The organism is Marivivens sp. ABH4_498 (genome assembly GCF_056160585.1).
In genome coordinates this window covers 33790-54539 of record NZ_JBSWXL010000001.1, presented here as the reverse complement: position 1 = coordinate 54539, position 20750 = coordinate 33790, and the positions used below count along the sequence as shown (strand labels likewise).

20 protein-coding genes are annotated in these 20750 nt (G+C 54.5%); 8 read left to right on the top strand and 12 right to left on the bottom strand.

From position 1 onward, the window contains the following. The first annotated feature begins 168 nt into the window (after positions 1-168). The gene (gene uvrA / locus ACXAGA_RS00265) at positions 169-3024 is read left to right on the top strand and encodes an excinuclease ABC subunit UvrA (protein WP_475115527.1); all 2856 of its coding nucleotides are present in this window, start codon (positions 169-171) and stop codon (positions 3022-3024) included. Positions 3025-3131: 107 nt separating this feature from the next. On the opposite strand, the gene ACXAGA_RS00260 is transcribed toward uvrA, so the two are convergent. Continuing rightward, positions 3132-4631 (bottom strand): CoA-acylating methylmalonate-semialdehyde dehydrogenase, encoded by a 1500-nt coding sequence (locus ACXAGA_RS00260; protein WP_475115526.1) that lies wholly within the window; start codon positions 4629-4631, stop codon positions 3132-3134. Between the two features lie 106 nt (positions 4632-4737). Here ACXAGA_RS00260 and ACXAGA_RS00255 point away from each other — a divergent pair, with 106 nt between their 5' ends. The 3 genes from ACXAGA_RS00255 to coaD all read left to right on the top strand — a co-directional run bounded on the left by ACXAGA_RS00255 (position 4738) and on the right by coaD (position 6654). After that, on the top strand, positions 4738-5607 hold the full coding sequence (locus ACXAGA_RS00255) for a LysR family transcriptional regulator (RefSeq protein WP_475115525.1): 870 nt from the start codon (positions 4738-4740) through the stop codon (positions 5605-5607). A gap of 55 nt (positions 5608-5662) precedes the next feature. Then, positions 5663-6097, top strand: a complete 435-nt coding sequence (locus ACXAGA_RS00250) for a CBS domain-containing protein (RefSeq protein WP_475115524.1) — start codon at positions 5663-5665, stop codon at positions 6095-6097. A gap of 65 nt (positions 6098-6162) precedes the next feature. After that, a complete protein-coding gene (gene coaD, locus ACXAGA_RS00245) occupies positions 6163-6654 on the top strand; it encodes a pantetheine-phosphate adenylyltransferase (RefSeq protein WP_475115523.1) in 492 nt (163 codons plus the stop codon). Here the strand turns inward: coaD and ACXAGA_RS00240 are convergent. The 4 genes from ACXAGA_RS00240 to gap (ACXAGA_RS00225) all read right to left on the bottom strand — a co-directional run bounded on the left by ACXAGA_RS00240 (position 6623) and on the right by gap (ACXAGA_RS00225) (position 10219). Next, positions 6623-7267: a MarC family protein gene (locus tag ACXAGA_RS00240; RefSeq protein WP_475115522.1), complete on the bottom strand. Its 645-nt coding sequence runs from the start codon at positions 7265-7267 to the stop codon at positions 6623-6625. The genes coaD and ACXAGA_RS00240 overlap by 32 nt on opposite strands. Positions 7268-7433: 166 nt before the next feature. After that, entirely contained in the window at positions 7434-7793 is a 360-nt protein-coding gene (locus ACXAGA_RS00235) for a hypothetical protein (protein WP_475115521.1), read from the bottom strand. A 140-nt stretch (positions 7794-7933) separates the two neighbouring features. Continuing rightward, the gene (gap, locus tag ACXAGA_RS00230) at positions 7934-8935 is read right to left on the bottom strand and encodes a type I glyceraldehyde-3-phosphate dehydrogenase (RefSeq protein WP_475115520.1); all 1002 of its coding nucleotides are present in this window, start codon (positions 8933-8935) and stop codon (positions 7934-7936) included. Positions 8936-9217: 282 nt separating this feature from the next. Then, positions 9218-10219, bottom strand: a complete 1002-nt coding sequence (gene gap, locus ACXAGA_RS00225) for a type I glyceraldehyde-3-phosphate dehydrogenase (protein WP_475115519.1) — start codon at positions 10217-10219, stop codon at positions 9218-9220. Positions 10220-10429: 210 nt separating this feature from the next. Between gap (ACXAGA_RS00225) and ACXAGA_RS00220 the strand changes: the two genes are divergently transcribed. Beyond that, the gene (locus ACXAGA_RS00220; RefSeq protein WP_475115518.1) at positions 10430-11398 is read left to right on the top strand and encodes a DUF808 domain-containing protein; all 969 of its coding nucleotides are present in this window, start codon (positions 10430-10432) and stop codon (positions 11396-11398) included. Positions 11399-11426: 28 nt separating this feature from the next. Here ACXAGA_RS00220 and ACXAGA_RS00215 read toward each other — a convergent pair whose 3' ends face one another. Next, complete coding sequence (locus tag ACXAGA_RS00215; RefSeq protein ID WP_475115517.1) at positions 11427-12443, bottom strand: hypothetical protein; 1017 nt, start codon at positions 12441-12443, stop codon at positions 11427-11429. A 78-nt stretch (positions 12444-12521) separates the two neighbouring features. Beyond that, positions 12522-14540 carry a transketolase gene (tkt, locus tag ACXAGA_RS00210; protein ID WP_475115516.1) on the bottom strand — a complete coding sequence of 673 codons (2019 nt, stop codon included), beginning with the start codon at positions 14538-14540 and terminating at the stop codon, positions 12522-12524. Between the two features lie 235 nt (positions 14541-14775). Here tkt and ACXAGA_RS00205 point away from each other — a divergent pair, with 235 nt between their 5' ends. Genes ACXAGA_RS00205 through ACXAGA_RS00195 form a run of 3 tightly spaced genes read left to right on the top strand, consistent with a single transcriptional unit; the run spans position 14776 to position 15985 of the window. Continuing rightward, positions 14776-15279 (top strand): hypothetical protein, encoded by a 504-nt coding sequence (locus ACXAGA_RS00205; protein WP_475115515.1) that lies wholly within the window; start codon positions 14776-14778, stop codon positions 15277-15279. Next, the gene (locus ACXAGA_RS00200; RefSeq protein ID WP_475115514.1) at positions 15279-15650 is read left to right on the top strand and encodes a cell division protein ZapA; all 372 of its coding nucleotides are present in this window, start codon (positions 15279-15281) and stop codon (positions 15648-15650) included. The genes ACXAGA_RS00205 and ACXAGA_RS00200 overlap by 1 nt, the downstream gene beginning before the upstream one ends. Further along, the gene (locus ACXAGA_RS00195; protein ID WP_475115513.1) at positions 15647-15985 is read left to right on the top strand and encodes an MliC family protein; all 339 of its coding nucleotides are present in this window, start codon (positions 15647-15649) and stop codon (positions 15983-15985) included. The genes ACXAGA_RS00200 and ACXAGA_RS00195 overlap by 4 nt, the downstream gene beginning before the upstream one ends. Before the next feature lie 51 nt (positions 15986-16036). Here ACXAGA_RS00195 and grxD read toward each other — a convergent pair whose 3' ends face one another. From grxD to ACXAGA_RS00170, 5 genes are all read right to left on the bottom strand, one after another. Beyond that, positions 16037-16399 (bottom strand): Grx4 family monothiol glutaredoxin, encoded by a 363-nt coding sequence (gene grxD / locus ACXAGA_RS00190; protein WP_475115512.1) that lies wholly within the window; start codon positions 16397-16399, stop codon positions 16037-16039. Positions 16400-16409: 10 nt separating this feature from the next. Continuing rightward, positions 16410-16646 (bottom strand): BolA/IbaG family iron-sulfur metabolism protein, encoded by a 237-nt coding sequence (locus ACXAGA_RS00185; protein WP_475115511.1) that lies wholly within the window; start codon positions 16644-16646, stop codon positions 16410-16412. Between the two features lie 65 nt (positions 16647-16711). Continuing rightward, positions 16712-17194 (bottom strand): hypothetical protein, encoded by a 483-nt coding sequence (locus ACXAGA_RS00180; RefSeq protein WP_475115510.1) that lies wholly within the window; start codon positions 17192-17194, stop codon positions 16712-16714. A 35-nt stretch (positions 17195-17229) separates the two neighbouring features. Beyond that, positions 17230-19389, bottom strand: a complete 2160-nt coding sequence (gene purL, locus ACXAGA_RS00175; RefSeq protein ID WP_475115509.1) for a phosphoribosylformylglycinamidine synthase subunit PurL — start codon at positions 19387-19389, stop codon at positions 17230-17232. A gap of 253 nt (positions 19390-19642) precedes the next feature. Beyond that, positions 19643-20551, bottom strand: coding sequence for a LysR family transcriptional regulator (locus tag ACXAGA_RS00170; RefSeq protein WP_475115508.1), 909 nt, complete (start codon positions 20549-20551; stop codon positions 19643-19645). Between the last annotated feature and the right edge of the window lie 199 nt (positions 20552-20750).

Genomic DNA, 20750 nt, shown 5'->3' with positions numbered 1-20750 from the left:
GCAAACATGATGTGTTGATAGGAATATATATTAGAAAAATGAAATATAAAGGGGGTAGTTGAAATCTTTAGTAGTGTATCGCTGCGTGTTCTATTATTGTTCCGTTAATTTCCATTGAGACTCGGCCACGAACACCTATCTGTTGCGTGGAATTAATCGGGGGGCAGTATGCCTGAATTAAAACAGATCGAAGTCCGCGGCGCACGTGAACACAACCTAAAGAACATCGATGTTGATATTCCGCGCGATGAATTGGTGGTTATCACGGGTTTGTCTGGGTCGGGCAAATCGTCGCTCGCGTTTGATACCATCTATGCCGAAGGCCAGCGCCGCTATGTGGAATCGTTGTCCGCATATGCCCGCCAGTTTTTGGATATGATGGAAAAGCCGGATGTGGATCACATCTCTGGTCTGTCGCCTGCGATTTCGATTGAACAAAAAACCACGTCGAAAAACCCCCGTTCGACTGTGGGTACGGTCACCGAAATCTACGACTATATGCGTCTGCTATTCGCGCGCGTCGGCACCCCATACAGCCCCGCAACCGGCCAACCGATCGAAGCGCAGCAGGTCCAAGACATGGTCGATCGCGTCATGATGATGGAGGAGGGCACGCGCGGCTATCTGTTGGCCCCCATCGTGCGCGACCGCAAAGGTGAATACCGCAAAGAAATGCTGGAACTGCGCAAGCAAGGTTTTCAGCGGGTCAAAGTGGACGGTGAGTTCTACGAACTGGATTCCCCGCCCGAATTGGACAAAAAATTCCGCCACGATATTGATGTGGTTGTTGACCGTATCGTTGTCCGCGAAGGTTTGGAAACCCGCCTAGCCGACAGTTTCCGCACCGCTTTGGATTTGGCCGATGGCATCGCGATTTTGGAAACCGCCCCGCGCGAAGGCGATCCAGAACGGTTTACGTTCAGTGAAAAATTTGCCTGTCCTGTTTCTGGTTTCACCATTCCAGAAATCGAACCGCGCCTGTTTTCGTTCAACGCGCCATTTGGGGCGTGCCCATCCTGTGACGGTTTGGGGGTTGAACTGTTCTTTGACGAACGTCTGGTCGTGCCTGATGTGACGCTGAAAATCGCGGACGGGGCGATTGCGCCGTGGCGCAAAGGAAAATCGCCGTATTTCCTGCAAACGATCGAAGCAATCGCCAAACATTACGGGTTTGATAAAAATGCCCGTTGGAAAGATCTGGATCCAAAGATTCAGCAGGTGTTTCTATACGGATCGGGCAAAGAGGAAATCAAATTCCGCTACGACGAAGGTGGCCGCGTTTATCAAGTTGAACGCTCATTCGAAGGCGTGATCCGCAACATGGAACGCCGCTATCGCGAAACCGACAGCAACTGGGTCCGCGAAGATTTCGAACAATATCAAAACAATCGCCCATGCGGGACTTGCGGCGGATACCGCCTGCGCGAAGAAGCCCGCGCTGTTAAGATTGATCATATCCATGTTGGTCAAGTCGTTGAAAAATCGATCAAAGAGGCGCTGGAATGGATTAACGGCGTCATGCCGACCCTGTCGAAACAGAAACAGGAAATTGCCCGCGCAATTGTCAAAGAGATCAGCGAACGGTTGGGGTTTCTTAACAACGTTGGTCTGGATTACCTGACGCTCAGCCGCAATGCGGGGACTCTGTCGGGCGGGGAAAGCCAGCGGATCAGGCTGGCGTCGCAGATTGGATCGGGTTTGACGGGCGTTTTGTATGTGCTGGACGAACCGTCGATTGGTTTGCACCAGCGTGACAACGACCGCCTGATCGGAACGCTGAAAAACCTGCGTGATCAGGGCAATACCGTCATCGTGGTCGAACACGACGAAGATATGATCCGTCAGGCCGACTATGTTTTCGATATCGGCCCAGGTGCAGGTGTGCATGGTGGGCAGGTCGTGGCCAAAGGCACGCCGCCAGAACTGCAAGCGGACGAAAATTCGATCACGGGTCAGTATCTATCGGGCAAACGCGAGATTTCTGTTCCAACCGTGCGCCGCGATGGAAACGGTAAAACGCTAAGCGTGATCAAGGCGACGGGGAACAACCTTAAAAATATCTCGGTCGATTTTCCGTTGGGCAAATTCGTTTGTGTGACGGGGGTGTCTGGTGGTGGTAAATCGACGCTGACGATCGAAACGCTGTATAAAAACGCCGCGATGAAATTGAATGGCGCGCGCGAAACGCCTGCGCCTTGCGAAACGATTAAAGGGTTCGAACATCTGGATAAGGTGATCGACATTGACCAACGCCCGATTGGACGGACTCCGCGGTCGAACCCTGCGACGTATACAGGCGCGTTCACGCCTATCCGCGAATGGTTTGCGGGCCTGCCAGAGTCCAAAGCGCGCGGGTACAAACCGGGGCGTTTTTCGTTCAACGTCAAAGGTGGCCGTTGCGAGGCGTGTCAGGGTGACGGCGTTATCAAGATCGAGATGCATTTCCTGCCCGATGTTTATGTCGAATGCGAAACCTGCAAGGGCAAACGGTACAACCGCGAAACGCTAGAGGTTCAGTTCAAGGGCAAATCGATCTCTGACGTGTTGGATATGACCGTCGAGGAGGCACAGGATTTTTTCCGCGCGGTGCCGAGCATCCGCGAGAAGATGGATGCGCTGATGCGCGTGGGCCTGAGCTATATCAAGGTGGGCCAGCAAGCGACGACGTTGTCCGGAGGCGAGGCGCAGCGGGTCAAGCTGTCGAAAGAGTTGTCAAAACGGTCGACGGGTCGGACGCTGTATATTCTGGACGAACCGACAACGGGTCTGCATTTCGAAGATGTGCGCAAGTTGTTGGAAGTGCTGCATGAATTGGTCGAACAGGGCAACACGGTGGTCGTGATTGAACACAATCTGGATGTGGTCAAAACAGCAGATTGGGTGATCGATATCGGCCCAGAAGGCGGCGATGGCGGCGGTACTGTTGTCGGCTGTGGTACGCCCGAGGATGTTGCCGCGATCGAGGCGTCGCACACGGGGCGGTACCTTGCGCCGATGTTGGGGGTGCAGATTGCGGCGGAATAAATCCGCCGCAATCTGGCTGTTGTTAAAATGAAAAACGCCCCCGAAATCGGGGGCGTTTTGTTGTTTTTGGTAGGCAAAGGGCGCGGGGCGCCCTTTGGTCCCGGACGTTAGTCCATCGCTTTGAAGTTTAGGGCAGCACCGTCTTTGATGCCCGAGAACCAGCGTGCGGTCACGGTTTTGGTTTTGGTGTAGAAACGCAGAGCGTCTGGACCGTATTGGTTCAGGTCGCCGAATGCGGATTTTTTCCAACCGCCAAAGGTGAAGTAGGACAGAGGCACAGGGATCGGGAAGTTGATGCCGACCATGCCTACGTTCACGCGGGATGCAAAGTCACGCGCAACGTCGCCGTCTGCGGTGTAGATCGCCGTGCCGTTGCCGTACTGGTTTTTCATGATCAGTTGCAGCGCATCTTCGTAGTTGTCTTTGCGCACAGTTGTTAGAACTGGGCCAAAGATTTCCTCTTGGTAGATGTCCATGTCTTCGGTTGCGTTGTCGAAGTAGGATGGGCCAACGAAGAAGCCGTTTTCATAGCCTTGCAGTTCAAAGCCGCGACCGTCGATGACCAGCTCTGCGCCTTGGTCTACGCCCGATGCGATCAGGCCTTCGATGCGGTTTTTCGATGCTTCGGTGATGACAGGGCCGTAGTCCACGTCGTCGCCGCCGGTGTATGGGCCGACTTTCAGCGCTTCGATCCGTGGGATCAGTTTTTCGCGCAGTTTGTCCGCAGTTTCCTGACCAACAGGAACAGCAACCGAAATCGCCATGCAGCGTTCGCCAGCTGCGCCAAAGCCTGCGCCGATCAGCGCGTCTGCAGCTTTGTCCAGGTCAGCGTCTGGCATGATGATCATGTGGTTTTTCGCACCGCCAAAGCACTGTGCGCGTTTGCCGTTGGTTGCCGCGCGGCCATAGATGTATTGCGCGATTGGGGTCGAACCAACAAAGCCAACAGCCTGAATGGTTTCGTTGTCCAGAATGCCGTCTACGACTTCTTTGTCTCCGTTGATGACCTGCAGAACGCCGTCAGGCAGGCCTGCTTCTTTCAGCAGTTCAGCCAGACGCAGCGCGGTCGATGGGCAGCGTTCGGATGGTTTCAGGATCATTGCGTTGCCCGAAACGATCGCAGGAGCCATTTTCCACAGAGGGATCATCGCAGGGAAGTTGAATGGCGTGATGCCAGCAACAACGCCCAAGGCCTGACGCATGGAGTACAGGTCGATGCCTGGGCCAGCGGAATCCATGAATTCGCCTTTGAGCATGTGCGGCGCGCCCATGCAAACTTCGACGACTTCCAGACCACGCTGAACGTCACCGCGACCGTCGGGCAGGGTTTTACCGTGTTCTTTGGAAACCAGTTCGGCCAGTTCATCCATGTGCTGGTTGATCAGGTCGCCGAATTTCATCATCACGCGTGCACGGCGCTGAGGGTTGGTTGCACCCCATTTTACCTGTGCTTCTTCGGCGGCGTCGATCGCTGCGGTCAGTTCGTCCAACGTCGCCAGCGGAACTTTGGCGATGGCTTCGCCAGTTGCTGGGTTGAACACGTCCTGAAAATGGCCCGAAGTGCCTTTGACGTGCTGACCGTTAATCCAATGTGTCAGTTCCTGCATGGAATCCTCCCAAGGTGCATTTGAATTTGGCGGCAGAATAGTCTTGCATTTTGCGGGCAAGAACAGAATGTTTGCCAAAATCATTTTGCAAAAATGCAGGGGTGCCATGAATTGGGATGATATGCGGGTGTTTCTGGCGGTGGCCCGTGCAGAAAGCCTTTCGGGGGCGGCTCCGGTTTTGAAAATGGATCCGGCGACGGTTGGGCGACGTGTTGCGCGGCTAGAGGAGCAGGTCGGAACGCCGCTGTTCGTGAAATCACCGCAGGGATATGCGTTGACCGAACAGGGGCTGCGGATGCGGGACCATGCGGCGCAGGCCGAAACCGCGTTGAACATGGCGATGGACGAAGGCCAGTCCGCCGACGAAGGCCTGTCAGGGCAGATACGGATCGGTGCGCCTGATGGCTGTGCTAATTTCGTGTTGCCGCAGGTTTGCGCGGCCATTCAGCGCGACAATCCAGGGTTAGAGGTGCAGATCCTATCCTTGCCGCGCGTCGTGAACCTGTCAAAACGAGAAGCCGATTTGGCCGTGACCGTGTCCGCGCCCGATGCTGGCCGTTTAACCGTCCAAAAAATCAGCGATTATCATTTGCATCTGGCCACTGCGGAAAACGTCACGTCATTGGATCGGAAAAATTTGCCACCTATTGTCGGCTATATTCCAGACATGATTTTCGACAAAGAACTGGATTATCTGGGTGATCTGGATCTGAACGGGGTGCAGCTGGCGTCTAATTCGGCAGCCGTGCAGCTGCAGATGCTGCGCCAAGGCGGGGTTGGAATTGTGCACGATTTTGCAATGCCTTACGCGCCAGAGCTGCGGCGGATCATGGTCGATCAGGTTTCTTTCACGCGTAGTTTTTATTTGGTGCGCCATTTGGCGGATCGAAAATCGGACCGTTTGAACCGATTTGTGGAAGCTTTGTTATCAGGAATGAAAGCTGAAATTGCACGCTTGGAATCTCTTGCGACTTGACACATAGGGGCGAATGGGAGGACGCTGAGTGTAGGAGAAGTAGAGGAGGCTTGAAGTGCTGGTTCAGAACATTCTGAAAACAAAGGAAAAATCGTCTATCTACTGGCTAAAAGAGGACGAGCCGGTATCAAAGGCGGTCGAAATCATGGCCCGCGAACGGATCGGGACAATCATCATTTCGGAAACAGGAGAAGAGCCCTCAGGCATTTTGTCTGAACGCGATATTGTGCGCGAAATGGGCAAACAAGGCCTGTCCATTGTGAACGGTTCGATTGCTAAAATCATGACGGCGAACCCTGTGACGATCACGGGCGACAAAACCCCTGATGAGGCGTTGCAGATCATGACCGACGGTCGTTTCCGCCATTTGCCCGTAATGGAGGACGGCAAATTGGTGGGTCTGATTTCCATCGGTGACGTGGTCAAAGCGCGGCTATCGCAGCTGGCGATGGAAAAAGATGCGTTAGAAGGCATGGTAATGGGGCGCTAACAGCCCTTGCATTCCCGCGCGCAATATAGTTGCGTGCGGGCAATGTAAAAGGAGGGGCTAGAGCCATGCGCATTGGATTGTATCCGGGAACTTTTGACCCGATCACGAACGGGCATATCGATATCATCCGCCGCGCGTGTTCGTTGGTTGATCGACTGGTGATCGGTGTTGCGATCAACCGTGACAAAGGCCCTTTGTTCAGTTTGGAAGAGCGGGTCGCCATGATCCGGTCCGAAGTCGCTGAAATCGCCGAAACGACCGGCACCGAAATTGTCGCACATCCATTCGAAAACCTGCTGATCGATTGCGCAGCCGAAGTCAACGCGACCGTCATCGTGCGCGGTTTGCGCGCTGTTGCTGATTTCGAATATGAATTCCAGATGGTTGGCATGAACCGTTCGCTGGATAACAGCATCGAAACCGTGTTCCTGATGGCGGACGCCAAAAATCAGGCGATCGCGTCAAAACTGGTCAAAGAGATCTGCCGTCTGAACGGGGACGTCACCAAATTTGTGCCTCCCAGTATTAAAACGGCCCTAGAAGAGCGGTTACGTTAAACACGCCGACACGGGCGAACCCATTCAGCATCGCGTCGACCGCAACGGCGGCCAAAATCATGCCCATGACGCGGCTGATGATGCTGGCGCCTGCCAATCCGATGACTTTGTAAATCGGGTTGGCCAGTAACATGATAATCAACGCGCACAGCAAAACAAAGGCCATCACGGTCGCCGTCATGGTTTGATGTGCGACCGAAAACCGGTCGTTATCCGTCAGAATGACCACCGCCAACATCGCACCGGGTGATGCAATAGACGGGATAGCGATGGGAAAAATCGCGCGTTCGCTGGTGGATTGTGCCGATTTCAGTTCGGATTCGGGTTTGGATTCCCCAAATATCATGTTCAGCGAAAACAATAGCAGTACCAGACCGCCCGCGATCTGAAATGCGCCTAATGATAGGCCCAATGCCTCTAGCACGATTTGGCCCGCAAGGATGAACACCATCAGAACGCCAAAGGCCACGGCGATGGCTTTGAACGCGACCTCGCGGCGGGCAGCAGGTGATAGGCCCACCGTCACCGCCAGAAAAACGGGCAGGGTGCCAATCGGGTCGATGACCACCCATAGGGTAATCAATTCTTGGATAATTTGATCGATGGAAAACATGTAGGCCTCTAATTCGGCTCATGTAATCATTGGTTTAAGCTTTACAACTGACCCAAAAAATAAAGCCGCCCTTTTGAAAAGGGCGGCCCAATATTTTTGCGTAATGTTGGTCTGATCAGTTCCGTTTAGCCTTGGGTAAGCGCCTTTCGGCACCAAACGGTTCGTTTTAGGCAGTGCAGACAAAGGACATGGTGTGATCTTTGTATGTTTGCAGCATTGTTTGCACCATTCCGGCTACCGGATATTGAATTCGAATGGTCCGAGGCTCAGAACTAGTCACATCAACAATGTCATATTTCGCAGCGCCACAACGGTTCTCGGCTTCAGTGATGCAATTTCCATATTCGTGGAATATTTCGCCGTTCAGAATGTTGCGCGAGCCAATTGTCGATTGTTCGACTTCGCAAACTGACTGATATAGAACGCGCCCTTGGTATTGGCCGACCTCGACACCTTCGCCGACCATACAGGCCGATAGTGTAAAAATCCCGAACACAGATATTAGTTTGAAAACGACGTTTTTCATAAAAATACTTCCTATAGTTGTGGGGAGTATATTCAATGTGCCAAGCCTTTCAAGGAAGGTTTTGGGATGTAAAAATGCCTCGGGCATTGGCCCGAGGCATCAGAATTTTAATTAGGGTGCTGCAACAGCAATCTAAACGATTAGATCAGTTTGCCCATCGCAACCGCGGTGTCTGCCATACGGTTCGAGAAGCCCCATTCGTTGTCGTACCATGTCAGGATACGGCACATGGTGCCTTCCATGACTTTGGTCTGGTCCAAAGCAAAGGTCGACGAATGTGGATCGTGGTTAAAGTCGATCGACACGTTTGGAACGTCGGTGAAGCCCAGAACGCCTTTTAGTGCACCGTTGGATGCTGCGACAATTGCGTTGTTGATTTCTTCAACGGTGGTTTCGCGTGCGGCTTCGAAGGTCAGGTCAACAACCGACACGTTCGGGGTAGGGACGCGAATTGCAACGCCGTCCAGTTTGCCGTTCAGCTCTGGCAGAACAAGACCAACAGCTTTGGCAGCGCCGGTCGAGGTTGGGATCATGGACATCGCTGCAGCGCGGGCGCGGTACAGGTCTTTGTGCATGGTATCCAGCGTTGGCTGGTCGCCGGTGTAGCTGTGGATGGTGGTCATGAAACCTTTGACGATGCCGATTTCATCGTTCAGCACTTTGGCAACTGGCGATAGGCAGTTGGTGGTGCACGATGCGTTCGACACGACAACCTGATCGCTGGTCAGGGTTTCGTGGTTCACGCCGTAAACGATGGTGTTGTCAGCGCCTTTGGACGGAGCCGAAACCAAAACGCGTTTCGAACCGTTTTCCAGATGCAGCGCTGCTTTTTCACGGTCGGTGAAAATGCCTGTGCATTCCAGCGCGATATCGACATCACCCCAAGGCAATTCACGTGGATCACGGATTGCGGTCACTTTGATCGGGCCACGGCCCACATCAATGGTGTCTTCGGTGGTGGTAACTTCACCAGGGAAACGGCCATGAACAGAATCGAAACGGATCAGGTGTGCGTTGGTTTCAACAGGGCCCAGATCGTTGATTGCGACGACCTCGATATCGGTGCGACCCGATTCAACGATTGCGCGCAATACGTTACGACCAATGCGACCAAAACCGTTGATTGCCACTTTGACTGCCATGCTATTGTCCTCCGACTGCAAATGTTGGCGGTATCAGTTGGCGCTAACATTGCGATTTGTCAGAAAAGGTCAACCGTTCATTGCTGAAAGTGTCAAAAAGGGTCAGCGCCAGATTGAAACGTATTCAATCAAATCAGCGAATTTGCGGAGAAGGAAAAGAGAAGCACCAAGGTCGAGCGTCAAATCTATCGCGAAAAACGCGATGATGATACCGGCGAGCCAAATGGTCAAAGTGTTGGTCATGGCAACGGGATAACGCGCTGCCATGACCAGAGCAATGGTTTAGTGAACCAAACGGCCCATCGCGGCGGCTACATCGGCCATACGTGCCGAGAAACCCCATTCATTGTCGTACCACGCCATCACGCGGACCAGTTTGCCCATGACTTTGGTCTGGTCGGGCGCAAAGATCGACGATTCAGTGGTGTGGTTGAAATCGATCGATACCTTTGGTTCGTCGTCGTACCCCAGAACCATGCCCATGTATCCTTGGGCGGCTTCGCGCACGATTTCGTTAACTTCGGCTTCGGTCACCGATTTTTCGGCAACGAACGACAGATCAACTGCCGATACGTTCGGGGTAGGGACGCGGATCGCAGAGCCGTCCAGTTTGCCGCGCATTTCGGGCAGAACTTCGCCCAATGCTTTGGCGGCGCCTGTCGATGTTGGGATCATCGCCATCGCTGCAGCGCGGGCGCGATACAGGTCTTTGTGGCGGCGGTCCAACGTTGGCTGGTCGCCGGTGTAGCTGTGGATCGTGGTCATGATGCCCGATTCAATGCCAATGGCGTCGTTCAAAACTTTGGCCAGCGGGGCCAAACAGTTGGTGGTGCACGAACCGTTCGATACGATCTGGTCTTCGGCCAGCAGGTCGCGGTGGTTAACGCCATAGACAACAGTGCGCTGAACGTTCGACGCTGGTGCCGAGATCAGAACCTTTTTCGCGCCGCGTTCTAGGTGAACCGCCGATTTGTGACCGTCATTGAATTTACCGGTGCATTCCAGAACAACGTCAACACCCGACCAATCCAGTTCCTGCGGCTCGTAGGTCGACATGACCTCGATCGGGCCGCGACCCAGATCCATTGTGTTGCCGGATACATTGACCGGATTTGAAAAACGGCCGTGCACGCTGTCGTATTTCAACAGGTGAGCGTTCGTTTCAATCGGGCCAGTGGCGTTGATTTTGACAACCTGCACATCGTTGCGCGCGGCTTCGGTAATATGGGCGAGGGTGCAGCGTCCAATGCGGCCGAACCCGTTAATGCCGACGGTGACAGTCATGTCTCTAACATCCTCTGCGTTGTCGTTGTGTGGTTGGGTCTATGCGTATTGTGCCTTTAGGTTAAGGAAAAAAGTACATAATTACCAATATGTTAGCGATAAATATTGTGGTAGCGAAAACGGTTGCGCTAACGGTTTGCGCCAACATGCCAAGGTTGCCATAAGAGGCCAATCAGGGTCCAATGGCCTAGCGAATCTTTGGGGGTATTTATGAGCGGACTTTTAGCTCTTTTGGACGACGTTGCAGGCATTGCCAAAGTGGCAGCCGCAAGCGTCGATGATGTGGCAGCCGCAGCTGCCAAAGCGGGTAGTAAAACAGCGGGCGTTTTGATTGATGACGCAGCTGTCACCCCCAGCTACGTGACAGGGTTCAAACCCGATCGCGAATTGCCAATGATTTGGAAAATCACCCGCGGGTCGTTTTTCAATAAATTGGTCATTTTGCTGCCTGTCGCGCTGTTGCTGTCTAATTTCCTTCCGCAGGCGATAACACCTTTGTTGATGCTGGGCGGATCGTATCTGTGTTTCGAAGGGGCAGAAAAAGTATTCCACAAACTATTTCCGCATGGCGACCATCTGGTCGAACAGGACATGGATACCAAAGACCCCGCCCACCTAGAGGAAGAAAAGGTAGCGGGCGCGATCAAAACAGATTTTATCCTGTCCGCAGAAATCATGACCTTGGCGCTTTCAACCATCGAAGCAGGAAGCTTTTGGATGGAGGCTGCGACATTGGCAGTGGTGGCCATTGGCGTGACGATTGCGGTTTACGGCACTGTTGCTTTGATCGTCAAAGCCGACGATGTCGGGCTGCATCTGGCCTCAACAGCACGTTTGGGCCTGACCCGCGCGATTGGTCGCGGTTTGGTCAAGGGTATGCCGTATCTTCTCAAGGTGCTTAGCTTTGTCGGGACATTGGCGATGCTGTGGGTTGGCGGAAATATTGTGATCCACGGCCTGCATGATTTTGGCCTGCATTGGCCGTATGAGCCGATCAAACATCTGGCTGAACAGGCCGCCTATGCGGTTTCGACGGGCGCTGGTTTCGTCAAATGGTTCGTGACGGCACTGTTCGACGGTATCTTTGGATTGATCTACGGCCTGCTGTTGATCCCCGTAGCGACGCGTGTCGTTGGGCCTTTGATTGCCAAGGTGACAGGTAAATCAGCAAGTCACTAAATAAAAAGAAGGGGCAGAAATGCCCCTTTTATTTTATGTATTTGTCAAAGGCCTCAGCCGCGTCTGTTGCAACCTCGGCCCCCTGAGGGCGGCCCGATCGGTTTTGTTTCCAGCTGGTTGATGTCGAAAAACAGTGCCAGTATTTCAGCGCGTCCGTTTTCGTAAATGGCGCAAAGATGCCCCCCGGGCGATGAACCGCCCAGCTAAATTTGGCAACGCCCTTATTCGGCACCGCGCACCATTTTGGATTTTTACAGGTCCTGCCGGCGACGCGCAGATTATGGTGTTTTTGCAGCTGCGGACCATCGTGTTCGGTAAACAGCCATTCGCCAGTAAAGGATACAATCCCCAGCTTTGATTGCCGCGCCATATCAAAGATCGTGGTACCGCCGGACGGTTCCAGCATTTCGTCGACATCCAGCGACAGAACGCCATTGGCCCGACCAAAGAACCGCAGTCGCCCGATGTTCAGGATAGCGGTTTGTAGAAATTTCGTAGGCGTCACAAAACGCCCGCCTGCTTTGTCCCCATAGGGGAAAGGCGTTGAGATAACGACCGTTGTCTGAATGCCATCGACCGCGCGCAAGGCGTGTTGAATGTCGGCGGGCGCGACGGTGGTTGATCCGTTGTCGTATAGCAAAACGCCAGAGACGCCGTGGGTCTGCACGTGATACCGCGCCCAGTCGGTGATCCATTCAATCGGTGTGTCTTTGCACTGCGTGACCAGCACGTTTTGGCCGTCAAATAGATCCGTGCAAATCGGGTTCACTGGCACGGGCAGGGGGCCATCTTCGCATTCGATCGTCACGACAGACGATAAGTTGCCCTTTATGCGCAGTTCTTCGTAGCGCAGGAATTTTTTGCGGTGGATGCGGGGGCGTTTGCCATCAACGCGCAGGCCATCGCGGACCAGCGGCCATAGGTTCAACAATCGCGGACAGACCAGCGTCAGCGTGTCGCCGTTCGCAAAGCAATCGTAAATCAGGGTGTGCGCATCAAACGACTGAATGTAACGTTCGGTTCGTTTTTCGGGCGCTAGGGGCATCTCTCTGGCAATTCGGCCCCCCGAAGGGAGCCGAACGCCTGAAAGACTGAGTAATTCAGGATTACTCACGCGGCTGCCTTACAGCAGCGCTTTGACTTGATCCGCAACGTTCTGTGCGGTGATGCCGTATTTTGCGTACAGTTCATCGGCAGGCGCGGACGAGCCGAAACCGGTCATGCCGACAAAGCCGGCTTTTTGTTCGCGGCCACGTTCGCCCAGCAGGTATTTATCCCAACCTTGGCGAACTGCAGCTTCGACAGCGACGCGCACTGGGCCAGCTGGCAGAACCTTTTTGCGGTAGGTTTCGTCCTGTGCGTCGAACAGTTCCATGCAAGGCACGGAAACAACGCGGGTGCCGATACCTTCGGCTTCTAGGATGTCACGCGCAGCCAGAGCGATCTCTACCTCGGAACCGGTTGCCATGATGATGGCCTGACGTTTGCCTGCTTCGGCATCTTTCAGGACATATGCACCGCCTGCGACCAGGTTTTTGGTTTTGTGATCGGTACGAACAGTTGCCAGGTTTTGACGCGACAGGGCCAGAACCGAAGGTGTTTCGGTTTGGGTCAGTGCGATTTCCCATGCCTCTGCGGTTTCAACGGTGTCTGCAGGGCGGAACACCAGTGTGTTCGGGGTCGCGCGCAGCATTGCTAGATGTTCAACAGGCTGGTGCGTTGGACCGTCTTCGCCCAGACCGATGGAATCGTGGGTCATCACGTAGACAACCGACTGTTTCATCAGCGCCGACAGACGCATCGCGCCGCGTGCGTAGTCGGTGAAACACATGAACGTGCCGCCGTATGGGCGAACGCCGCCGTGCAGCGCCATACCGTTCATTGCAGCCGCCATACCGTGTTCACGGATGCCGTAGTACACGTAACGACCTGCGCGGTTTTCTGGATCAAAGATGCCTAGATCGCCGGTTTTGGTGTTGTTCGAACCGGTCAAGTCAGCCGAACCGCCAACGGTTTCAGGCATGATCGGGTTCACGACTTCCAGAACCATTTCAGACGCTTTGCGGGTCGCGACTTTGGGCTGTTCTTCGGAGATCTGTTTTTTCAGCGCGCGGATAACGGCCGACAGTTTCTTTGGTGCTTCGCCAGCCAGCTGACGGTTGAATTCCGCCTGCTTGTTCGCCGACAGACCAGCAAAGGTGGTTTCCCATGCTGCGCGAGCCTCTGCGCCGCGGGTGCCCATCGATTCCCACTGCGATTTGATGTCGGCAGGGATTTCGAACGGAGCCCATTCTGCGCCGTAGTTTTTCTTGGCTTCAGCCAGTTGTTCGGCGTTGGTCAGTGCGCCGTGGCCTTTGGATGTGTCTTGTGCTGCGTGGCCCAGAGCGATGTGGGTTTTGCATGCGATCATCGAAGGCAGTTTCGATTTCTTTGCAGCAACGATTGCCGCATCGATTTCTGCTGGGTTGTGACCGTCGATTTCCTGAACGTGCCAGCCCGACGCTTTGAAACGGGCGACCTGATCGGTTTTGTCGGACAGGTCTACGGTGCCGTCGATGGTGATGTTGTTGTTGTCCCAGAACACGATCAGTTTCGACAATTCGTGTTTGCCGGCCAGACCGATGGCCTCTTGGGATACGCCTTCCATCAGGCAGCCGTCGCCAGCGATCACATAGGTGTAGTGATCAACGACTTTTTTGCCGAAACGCGCGCGCTGGATTTCTTCGGCCATGGCGAAACCGACAGAATTCGAAATGCCCTGACCCAGTGGGCCGGTGGTGACTTCGACGCCGTCCAGTAGGAAGTTTTCTGGGTGACCAGCCGTTTTCGCGCCCATCTGGCGGAAGTTTTTGATCTGCTCCAGTGGGACTTCTTCGTAGCCGGTAAGATACAGCAGCGAATAGATCAGCATCGAACCGTGGCCTGCGGACAGGATGAAACGGTCACGGTTTGGCCACAGCGGCGCCTTTGGGTCGAAATTCAGGTGGTTCTGGAACAGAACGGTTGCAACGTCTGCCATGCCGATCGGCATACCCGAGTGACCCGAGTTCGCGGCAGCAACAGCGTCCAGTGTCAGCGTGCGAATGGCAGCCGCTTTCATCCAATGTTCAGGGTGCGCGGCGCGCAGTGCAGCAATATCCATGATCCAATCCTTTGCATCTGTGCGTTAGGTTTGAAAGCGTCATATCAGCCATAGCCCCAAGATCAAGTTAGACTCTTGCGTCAGGCCCTGTTCTTGCGCGTTCTGGCGCAGGACTTTGCGGCCCGAAGGCAATAAATTACGCTGAGAAAAATAACTTTCGATTCGTACCCTTGGCAGGGGATGCTTAAGTAAGCGGTAACAGGGCGCATCGCCCGTTGCGGAAAAGGACAGGCAGATGACAGAAATCAGCGAACTAGAAAGCCGGATTACAGCCGCGCTGGATCGTATTCGGGCAGGTGTGAAAGATTTATCCGTGGCGGCACCCGCCGCAGAGGCCGCGCCAGTTGAAGTCGACGATCAGTCAGACCGAATTGCCGAGCTAGAAGCCCAATTGGCTGCTGAAAAAGACGCGAAATCCCAATTAGAGGAGCGCGTCAAAGCCTTGAAAGACCGCCAAGACGGCATGGTCGCTGATTTAACGGCCAAGGTTGAAGCCGCAAAAACGCAATCCGCCACGTTCGAAGAAAAACTGGAAGAGTTGCGCATCCGTCAGGTGGATTTGTCGGAGGCGTCTCAAAAATTGCGGATCGCTGCCGTTAACGGATCAACCGAGGCAGAGCTGATCAACCGCGCTATGGCCGCCGAATTGGACGCGATCAAAGCGTTGCGTTCCGCCGAAGCAGAAGAAGTCGGAGCGATTTTGAACGAGCTGAAACCGATCATCGAGGGGGCGAAATAATGCCGCAGGTAGATATCACCGTTGGTGGCCGTAAATTTCAGGTCGCATGCCAGTCCGGCGAAGAAGATTTCTTGAAAACCGCGGCTTCGATTCTGGATGTCGAAGCATCAGCCATCGTGGCGCAATCGCAGCGTATGCCAGAACCGCAAATGTTGCTGATGGCGGGGTTGTTGCTGGCGGACAAAACTGTCGCAATCGAAGACCGCCTGCGCGCGGCCGAGGCGAAGGTGGCTGAGCTGGAAGCGAAAGTCGCCGACCCAGTGAAGGTAGAGGTGCCTGTCGTGCCGACAGCGGTGACAGACTCGCTCAAGGAATTGGCTGCGCGCGCAGAGGCGTTGGCCGATGAAGTAGAGGAAAAAGTAAACACATGATCAAAGCAATTGCTGCATTTACCGTTTTATTAGGGACCGCTGCGCAAGCAGCAGAAATAGAACATGTTCACTATCGCTGTGAACGCGATGTAGCGATTGATGTGGTTTACGTTGAATCGAGCGGGCCTGATCAAGTTGTCCTGCGCGCCGAGGAACATTTTACAATTTTGACCGCAACCCCATCCGCGCAAGGCAAACGGTATCAAAATTCGCCTGTGCTGTCTGACTATGTTTGGTGGGTCGAGGACGATCGCGCAATGCTGGGGTGGTTTGACGCCGACAAAGGCAGCGAAGCGACCCTGTTTCGCGAATGTCGTGAACGTCGATTGGATTAACCAACGGTTACCGAATGGACAAAGGGCGCCCCGATGGGCGCCCTTTGTCGTTTATTGTTGATTTGCCGCCCGGATCTGGTCGGCTTTCTCTTTATCGAAGGTCACGCCGGATTTTTCGAACAGGTCATCCAATTCACCCGACAGGGTCATTTCTGTGATAATGTCGCAGCCGCCGACGAATTCGCCTTTGACGTATAGCTGCGGGATGGTTGGCCAATCCGAATAATCTTTGATGCCTTGGCGGATTTCTTCGTCGGCCAAAACGTTAACGTCGGCATAGTCGACGCCCATGAAATTCAAAACGCCAGCAACGCGGGACGAAAAACCGCACTGAGGCATGGTTTTGGTGCCTTTCATGTATAGCACGACGTCGTTGTTGGTGACTGTTTCGGTGATTTTGTCTGCAGCGGACATTTGTATTTCCTTATTCCGGAGCTTTGGTGGTCAGCGCCAGTGCGTGTAGTTCGCCGTGGGAGCCGTCCATTTTACCTTTGAGAGCAGCATAAACAGCGCGCTGTTGTTGCACGCGGTTCATGTCGCGAAAGCTTTCGTCTACGACCATTGCCGCGAAATGCTGACCGTCGTCGCCCTGAACCTGAATCTGGGCGTTCGGAAAGGTTTCGCGGATTAGCGTTTCAATCTGTTCTGCTGTGATCGCCATGCGGGCCTCCTGTATTACCTATAGAAATAGGCGCTGCGGATAACCGCTGCAAGCTGAATGCAGCCCTAGGCGCGGGCAATCGGCCGCAGTTTTTCCAAGAAGGCGTCGAAATCAGCAGACATTTGCGGTGTATCGGCCCAAGACCGCGACAGTTTGCGCAGCAGTTTCTGGCGCATTTGTTCCAATTCGTCGGGCAAAGGATATTTTTCAGCCGCGACCAACATCGTCATGCGTTCGTGCAGGGGGCGCAGATTGGCAAAGTCACGCATCATCGCGGGCAGTAATTCGGGCGCATCACGCCAGCTTTCGCCGTTGAACCGCATTTGCGTCACGCGCTGGCCTGCGCCTGCGCATTCATAATTGATACAGCCCTGAAACCCGCGATCCTTTAGATCGTCGTGGATGGTACACAGGTGGCCGCCCAGATTGGGGCAGGGTTTACCTGCCTCTTTGTCGATGGCGAACATTTTGCCTTTGTCCAAAACAAGGCTGACGCAGCACAAGGCCGCGCAGTTCATGCAATCGGATTTGAGGTCGGGCAGGTCCATAGGCAAAAAGGCCCGCGCGAGGCGGGCCATTTTCGTTAGTGGATCGAGGTGTAGAACGATGTGCGGAATGTGTCCGCCAGTTCTGCCAGCGGTGCAGATACGCCGCCGAACGACACGTCGGTGCCGCCGAATTTACCAACCATCGCGATCGGCACGCCAGCAGCACCCGCAGCGGTCATCAGAGCCTCAGCTTTGTCAAAGCTGGTTGAGATTAGGTAGCGGCCTTGATCTTCGCCGAATAGGGTCGGGGTGTCGCCCGCGTCCAAAGTCACGCCTATGCCCGCGGTTTCCGCCATTTCGAATGCTGCCAGTGCCAGACCGCCATCGGACAGGTCGGTACATGCGCCGATCAGGTCGCGGTTTGCGCGGATGAAATCGCCGTTTGCAACTTCGGCTGCCAGATCAACGGCAGGCGCGTCGCCTTCTTCGCGGTTGAACACTTCGGCCAGCAGAGCCGATTGGCCAAGGTGACCGTTGGTGGTGCCAACGACCAGCGCAACGTGGCCATCGCGGGCAGTGCCGGTGATCGCATCGTTGATGTTTTCGATCAGGCCCACGGCGCAGATGGTTGGGGTTGGCAGGATGCCTTCGCCGTCGGTTTCGTTATACAGCGACACGTTGCCCGACACGATAGGGGTGTCCAGCGCGATGCAGGCTTCGCCGATACCTTTTAGCGCGCCAACGAATTGGCCCATGACGTCTGGCTTTTCAGGGTTGCCAAAGTTCAGGTTGTCGGTGGTGGCCAGTGGTTTCGCACCAACCGAGGTCAGGTTGCGGTACACTTCGGCAACGGCCTGTTTGCCGCCTTCGATTGGGTTCGCTTTGACGTAGCGCGGGGTCACGTCAGCGGCGAAAGCAACTGCTTTGTCGGTGCCGTGGATGCGCACGATGCCAGCGCCCAGACCAGGTTTGCGGACGGTGTCGCCCATAACTTGGCTGTCGTATTGTTCGTAGACCCACTGTTTGCCAGCGTAGTTTGGCGACGAAATCAGCGCGCGCAGGCCGTCGATTGGGTCAACGCCAGGAACGTCGGCCAGTGGTTCTGCCGCTGGGGTTTCGACCCAAGGGCGATCATATTCAGGTGCCGACGACGACAGTTTCGACAGCGGCAGGTCTGCTTTGATTTCGTTGCCGTGAACGATCAGGAAACGGTCTTCGGCGATGGTTTCGCCTACGATTGCGAAATCCAGATCCCATTTGACGAAAACGGCGCGCGCTTCGGCTTCTAGTTCTGGGTTCAGAACCATCAGCATGCGTTCTTGGGATTCGGACAGCATCATTTCATATGCTGTCATGTTTTCTTCGCGCTGAGGAACACGGTCCAGTTCCAGTTTGATGCCTAGACCGCCTTTGTCGCCCATTTCAACAGCGGAACAGGTCAGACCTGCAGCGCCCATGTCTTGGATCGAAATGACAGCGCCGGTTTTCATCAGCTCTAGGCAGGCTTCCATCAGGCGTTTTTCGGTGAACGGGTCACCGACCTGAACGGTTGGGCGTTTTTCTTCGATGGTGTCATCGAATTCAGCGGAGGACATGGTCGCGCCGCCAACGCCGTCACGGCCGGTTTTCGCGCCTAGGTACACAACAGGCATACCAACGCCCGACGCAGCCGAGTAGAAGATTTTGTCCGCATCAGCCAGACCAGCAGCAAATGCGTTCACCAGACAGTTGCCGTTATAGGCAGGGTGGAAGCGGACTTCGCCGCCGACGGTTGGAACGCCGAAACAGTTACCATAGCCGCCGACGCCTTCGACGACGCCGTTAACCAGCTGTTTGGTTTTCGGGTGGGATGGTTCACCGAACGAGAGCGAGTTCATCGCTGCAATCGGACGGGCGCCCATAGTGAATACGTCGCGCAGGATGCCGCCAACACCGGTTGCCGCGCCTTGGTACGGTTCGATGTAGGACGGGTGGTTGTGCGATTCCATTTTGAAAACGATGGCCTGACCGTCGCCGATATCGACAACACCCGCATTTTCACCTGGACCGCAGATAACCTGTGGGCCTTCGGTTGGCAGTGTGCGCAGCCATTTTTTCGACGACTTATAAGAACAGTGTTCGTTCCACATCGCCGAAAAGATGCCCATTTCGGTGAAAGTTGGTTCGCGTCCAATAATCTCGAGGATGCTTTGATATTCGTCCGGCTTTAGGCCGTGCGCTGCAATCAGGTCTTCGGTGATTTTTGGATCTTCCATGGAAACTTTCCCCGCTGGCATAGAATGCCGCCCTATTAGGGCAGGAACGCCTTGGGGGGAAGGCCTGCCGGTGCCGTTAGGGCAAAAAAAATCGCCGGGACAATGCCCGGCGAAGTCCAACAGGGAGGTATGAAGTGCCAAGCGTATAAGCATCAGCGCCTTCAAGGGTGCAGATAGAGATTGATTTTTGAGCAATCAAGAAAAAACGCGGCGCAAAGTGCGCATGTCCGCTATGCGCTCAGCGCATGTCAACTTACTCTGGTATCAGCTGATCCCGAATTTTTCGGCGGTGGGCAAAGATTTCTTCTTGGACGAAATCACGGAATGCAGCGACGCGTTTGGATTGCCGCAGTTCTTCGGGATATGCCAAGAAAACAGGGACTTCGCCGGATTCTGTGTCAGGCAAAACGCGGACCAGTTGCGGGAAATCTTCGGTCAGGTAATCGGGCAAAACGCCGACGCCTAGGTTCGCTAGAACGGCCTGAAGCGCCCCAAAGTAGTTGTTGACGGTCAGGGTGTTTTGCACGTCGTTGCTAAGTAGGTGTGATACCAATGTCGCACCTGCTGCGACCTGCGCGGCATTTGGATTTTGGCAAATTAGGCGGTGCGACGCGATATCGTCCAGTTTTTCGATTGGCGAATGGCTGTCGATATAATCCTGCGTCGCGTATAGACGCATGCGAATGTTCATCAGGCGTTTGCGGATCAAATCGGCCTGTGATGGTTCCTTCATGCGGATCGCGACGTCGGCTTCGCGCATGGGGAGGTCCAAAACCCGTTCCTCCAACATCAGGTCGATTTTCAGATCGGGGTACTTTTCGTACAGTTTCGACAAACGCGGGGCCAGCCACATGGTGCCAAATCCCGTGGTCGTCGTGACCTTTAGTTCGCCAAACACCTCTTCTTCGCTGTCGCGAATGCGGGCGGCGGCGGCCTCTAGGCGTTTGTTCATGGCGCGGGTGGCGTCGAACAGCAATTCGCCCTGTTCGGTCAGGATCAAACCGCGGGCATGGCGGTGAAACAGCGTTGTGTTCAGCGAATCTTCAAGCGAACGGATTTGGCGGCTCACGGCCGATTGGGACAGGTGCAGTGTGTCGCCCGCGTGAGTCAAAGACCCAGCGTCGGCAACTGCGTGAAATATGCGGAGCTTGTCCCAATCCATTATTCAGACTTTCGTTCACTGCTTCGTTTTTGGTTTTGCGGCTCATTACTAACGTGCATAGGAGCTATGCAACCACAGTGTTGCACAAATTACGGATTTTCCACATTTGATTTTATAATCGCTGGATTAATCGCCTGTAAATGATGCAGCAGTGTGACGAAATTTGCCTTTCTTGGCTAAGGTTAGCAAGAATCGTTCA

What these genes read in the sequence shown, in the direction of transcription:
- uvrA (WP_475115527.1), top strand. Translation starts at nt 169, where the DNA reads ATGCCTGAATTAAAACAGATCGAAGTCCGCGGCGCACGTGAACACAAC.
- ACXAGA_RS00260 (WP_475115526.1), bottom strand. Translation starts at nt 4,631, where the DNA reads ATGCAGGAACTGACACATTGGATTAACGGTCAGCACGTCAAAGGCACT.
- ACXAGA_RS00255 (WP_475115525.1), top strand. Translation starts at nt 4,738, where the DNA reads ATGAATTGGGATGATATGCGGGTGTTTCTGGCGGTGGCCCGTGCAGAA.
- coaD (WP_475115523.1), top strand. Translation starts at nt 6,163, where the DNA reads ATGCGCATTGGATTGTATCCGGGAACTTTTGACCCGATCACGAACGGG.
- ACXAGA_RS00240 (WP_475115522.1), bottom strand. Translation starts at nt 7,267, where the DNA reads ATGTTTTCCATCGATCAAATTATCCAAGAATTGATTACCCTATGGGTG.
- ACXAGA_RS00235 (WP_475115521.1), bottom strand. Translation starts at nt 7,793, where the DNA reads ATGAAAAACGTCGTTTTCAAACTAATATCTGTGTTCGGGATTTTTACA.
- gap (WP_475115520.1), bottom strand. Translation starts at nt 8,935, where the DNA reads ATGGCAGTCAAAGTGGCAATCAACGGTTTTGGTCGCATTGGTCGTAAC.
- gap (WP_475115519.1), bottom strand. Translation starts at nt 10,219, where the DNA reads ATGACTGTCACCGTCGGCATTAACGGGTTCGGCCGCATTGGACGCTGC.
- ACXAGA_RS00220 (WP_475115518.1), top strand. Translation starts at nt 10,430, where the DNA reads ATGAGCGGACTTTTAGCTCTTTTGGACGACGTTGCAGGCATTGCCAAA.
- ACXAGA_RS00215 (WP_475115517.1), bottom strand. Translation starts at nt 12,443, where the DNA reads ATGCCCCTAGCGCCCGAAAAACGAACCGAACGTTACATTCAGTCGTTT.
- tkt (WP_475115516.1), bottom strand. Translation starts at nt 14,540, where the DNA reads ATGGATATTGCTGCACTGCGCGCCGCGCACCCTGAACATTGGATGAAA.
- ACXAGA_RS00205 (WP_475115515.1), top strand. Translation starts at nt 14,776, where the DNA reads ATGACAGAAATCAGCGAACTAGAAAGCCGGATTACAGCCGCGCTGGAT.
- ACXAGA_RS00200 (WP_475115514.1), top strand. Translation starts at nt 15,279, where the DNA reads ATGCCGCAGGTAGATATCACCGTTGGTGGCCGTAAATTTCAGGTCGCA.
- ACXAGA_RS00195 (WP_475115513.1), top strand. Translation starts at nt 15,647, where the DNA reads ATGATCAAAGCAATTGCTGCATTTACCGTTTTATTAGGGACCGCTGCG.
- grxD (WP_475115512.1), bottom strand. Translation starts at nt 16,399, where the DNA reads ATGTCCGCTGCAGACAAAATCACCGAAACAGTCACCAACAACGACGTC.
- ACXAGA_RS00185 (WP_475115511.1), bottom strand. Translation starts at nt 16,646, where the DNA reads ATGGCGATCACAGCAGAACAGATTGAAACGCTAATCCGCGAAACCTTT.
- ACXAGA_RS00180 (WP_475115510.1), bottom strand. Translation starts at nt 17,194, where the DNA reads ATGGACCTGCCCGACCTCAAATCCGATTGCATGAACTGCGCGGCCTTG.
- purL (WP_475115509.1), bottom strand. Translation starts at nt 19,389, where the DNA reads ATGGAAGATCCAAAAATCACCGAAGACCTGATTGCAGCGCACGGCCTA.
- ACXAGA_RS00170 (WP_475115508.1), bottom strand. Translation starts at nt 20,551, where the DNA reads ATGGATTGGGACAAGCTCCGCATATTTCACGCAGTTGCCGACGCTGGG.